This window comes from Staphylococcus sp. 231237_7MaSpsaltlick, from assembly GCF_043107035.1.
This window is the reverse complement of record NZ_JBICNX010000076.1, coordinates 1-2792: the sequence shown is the minus strand read 5'-3', so window position 1 is coordinate 2792 and position 2792 is coordinate 1. Positions and strand designations below refer to the sequence as shown.

The window sequence follows — 2792 nt, the reverse complement described above, 5'->3', positions numbered from 1 at the left end:
ATTTTACCGTAGATGTGTATTTTGATGTATCAATATTAGCACTAAAAAAACACTTATATGGTAAAAATGGATTAACTTATACAGAGATTGAAAGGTACAACAATAAAGAAATGGCAATTGAACATATAAAAGGTTACGAATTTGATTCGCTTACGGTATTCGAAGAAGATACAGAGTGGTTAATTGATAAATTATCATAGAATTAAAGAGGGGTGAAAAATCCCCTTTTTAAAAATTTATTGTAATGAAAAATGAATGCAGTCATTTGAAAATGAAGAAAAGTGTTAATTAGTGTACTAAGGTATGCAGTTGATGTTAATTACACAACAAATAAAAAGGTGGTATTACAAATGGAAGATTTAATACAAGTATTTGAAGAAAATGAAAATGTTCTAAGAGAGTTAAATGGTTTTTGTGAATTAGAATATGGACAAGAGGCATTAATAAATAATATTCCTATTCAAATTGCTTACACAAATTGGATTCATAATGAAGAATTTATAGTAGATGTTCACTTTGATATAGCTAAATTGATGCTTAGAAAATTTCTTACTGGCGATGACGGTCTGTCCTATGAAGAGTATGAAAGATATGAAAGCTATGAAGAAGCGATTGAAAGCATAAAGGCTTATGATTATAGTTCATTAGTAGTATTCGACGCGGGTACAGATTGGTTAATCGAAAAACTATCATAGCATTAAAGAGGGGTTGTGCCCCCTCTTTTCAATCTTTAAAAATTACTATTCGAACTGATCGAGAGGTTAAGGCTAGGAGTGTTTGATGGATGAAAGAGTTTTTAGACGAATTATGGTATCGAGGGTATCATGCCATGATATGGATGATGATATTTTCACTGTATTTAACTACGGGTGAAACAGAAAATATTAACCACCTTTATGTATGGCTTACATGTGTTTTCATTATGTTAGGTTTAATCATTATAATGTACACTAAAAGTACAGTGAATAATAAGCATTCATTCGAATTACAAAGCAAAAAAAGGAAAAATGGTGTGGATATAGTACAATGCTTTATGCTTATAATTATCGCTTTCTTATTGATGGTAATTGTTAAACAATTATATCTTGTGATTATAGGTAATGTAGGATTTGCTAATGATGAGTTAATCAAAGAGCATATAGGTATGTTAATACCGTTTTTTATTGCTTCGTGTATTGTATCGCCAATTATAGAAGAGATTGTATTTAGAGGTTACTCATATATGCTTATAAGTGATGTTACAAGTGCTATTTGTAATAAGTTTAAAATTCAGTATTATGAAAGGTACATAAAAATTACAGGATTTATTATTGTATCGAGTGTAGTATTTGGTTTTATGCATAAGCAAGGCAGTGTTTTTTCATTACTGACCTATGTATTTGCAGGTGTTGTATTTGCATTATTATTTCTTATGACAAAACGTATTTGGGTTAATATTGTAGCGCATATGATTAATAACAGTTTCGCATCATTGCAAATGGTCTATGTTAATGAAAATAATTATGGTAACGAATGGTTAGTTATTGGGTATTTAAGTTTTGTAGTAATATTGGGTATTTTGATATATGTAGCGTATCCTACGATAAAAAGTTATTTCATGGCTTACGATAAGCGATATTCAAAGTCATAGGTGATAACTATTTAACTTTAATTGAAGTAAAATAAGGAGTGAAGCGGTTATGAAAATGCTAAAACGTTTATTATATTTGGTATATCATTATAAAATATTAACAATAATAGCAGTTATTTTAAGTTTTTATACGGTTTTTAAGATTATAGCAGATGCAACAAATGTAGATTATTTTACATTGATACCAATACCTATAATGATAATAGGTATATTTGGATATTTAGGTGTCGCTATATTTAGTGAAAAAGAATCAAAGCGGTTGATAGCTTTAGTAATAAATTTAGGTATGTGTGTAATTGCTTTATCGTATATTCCAGTTATTAATAATTTAGGGGATATGCCTATAGTGAACCTTTAATTTAAAAGGAGAATGTTTATGATTACATTACTAGAACAGACGAAAAATGAATTAAATGCAAATGGCAAAACAATGGAAGATGTTGAATGGGTTGGGTGTAAAGAGTTTATGATTACAAAAGACCTATTTCAAAAATTAGCAGATGTTGAGATTGATGAGGAAGGTAGTATAGAAGATATTTATTTAGACTTAGTTGTATGCGGTGATGATTGGTGGCTAGAACGCGTAACATACGATGGGAACGAATGGTGGGAATTTAAAACTAAGCCATCCAGACCGTTAAAACTGAGAAAAGACATAACATCATTATTAATAAACGATTCTTCGAAAGAACTATTAGAAGAAGTAGAATAGTATAAATTAGGTTGTAAAATAGTTTAAGGCTCCTATCATATAGATAGAAGCCTTTTTAATTTAGTTATAAATTGTAAAGAAAAAGAAGCGGAAAAATAATTAGAAATACTTTACAAATAAAGAAAAATAGTGTATAGTATTAAGTGTAGTAAGGATTAGCAATTACTCCGAGCTGCACAACAAATAAAAAGGTGGTTTTATTATGAATAAACTAAGAAAAATGGAATTAAAACACGTTATTGAAAACATCAAGTTAGAAATGGAGTTTACAGATCTGTCAGAAGAAGAAAAGCAAAGAAATTTAAAAGAACTGAAACTAGCTAAAGAAGAACTAAAACAATTACAGTAAGGATCTTAAAGGCCATATACAAGCGATTGATACATCGCTTGTAAAATGGTTGAAAAGTATATAAATCGTCTTTAGAAGCGGTTTATTTCGTGAACAGGAGG

At 29.2% G+C, this 2792-nt stretch carries 6 protein-coding genes; all 6 read left to right on the top strand.

Annotation, left to right across the window (positions count from 1 at the left end; genetic code table 11):
• Positions 1-200: hypothetical protein (locus ACF91D_RS29745; RefSeq protein WP_392438319.1), on the top strand; the 200-nt coding region annotated here is incomplete at its 5' end.
• A 150-nt stretch (positions 201-350) separates the two neighbouring features.
• Positions 351-695 (top strand): hypothetical protein, encoded by a 345-nt coding sequence (locus tag ACF91D_RS29740; RefSeq protein ID WP_392438317.1) that lies wholly within the window; start codon positions 351-353, stop codon positions 693-695.
• Between the two features lie 89 nt (positions 696-784).
• On the top strand, positions 785-1630 hold the full coding sequence (locus ACF91D_RS29735) for a CPBP family intramembrane glutamic endopeptidase (protein ID WP_392438316.1): 846 nt from the start codon (positions 785-787) through the stop codon (positions 1628-1630).
• Positions 1631-1679: 49 nt separating this feature from the next.
• Positions 1680-1988, top strand: a complete 309-nt coding sequence (locus tag ACF91D_RS29730; protein WP_392438314.1) for a hypothetical protein — start codon at positions 1680-1682, stop codon at positions 1986-1988.
• Between the two features lie 18 nt (positions 1989-2006).
• On the top strand, positions 2007-2342 hold the full coding sequence (locus ACF91D_RS29725; protein WP_392438312.1) for a hypothetical protein: 336 nt from the start codon (positions 2007-2009) through the stop codon (positions 2340-2342).
• A 202-nt stretch (positions 2343-2544) separates the two neighbouring features.
• Entirely contained in the window at positions 2545-2691 is a 147-nt protein-coding gene (locus ACF91D_RS29720; RefSeq protein ID WP_390334135.1) for a hypothetical protein, read from the top strand.
• Positions 2692-2792 lie beyond the last annotated feature (101 nt).

Bases quoted from the DNA above. Each gene is read 5' to 3' on its own strand.
- ACF91D_RS29740 (WP_392438317.1), top strand. From the start codon at position 351: ATGGAAGATTTAATACAAGTATTTGAAGAAAATGAAAATGTTCTAAGA.
- ACF91D_RS29735 (WP_392438316.1), top strand. From the start codon at position 785: ATGAAAGAGTTTTTAGACGAATTATGGTATCGAGGGTATCATGCCATG.
- ACF91D_RS29730 (WP_392438314.1), top strand. From the start codon at position 1,680: ATGAAAATGCTAAAACGTTTATTATATTTGGTATATCATTATAAAATA.
- ACF91D_RS29725 (WP_392438312.1), top strand. From the start codon at position 2,007: ATGATTACATTACTAGAACAGACGAAAAATGAATTAAATGCAAATGGC.
- ACF91D_RS29720 (WP_390334135.1), top strand. From the start codon at position 2,545: ATGAATAAACTAAGAAAAATGGAATTAAAACACGTTATTGAAAACATC.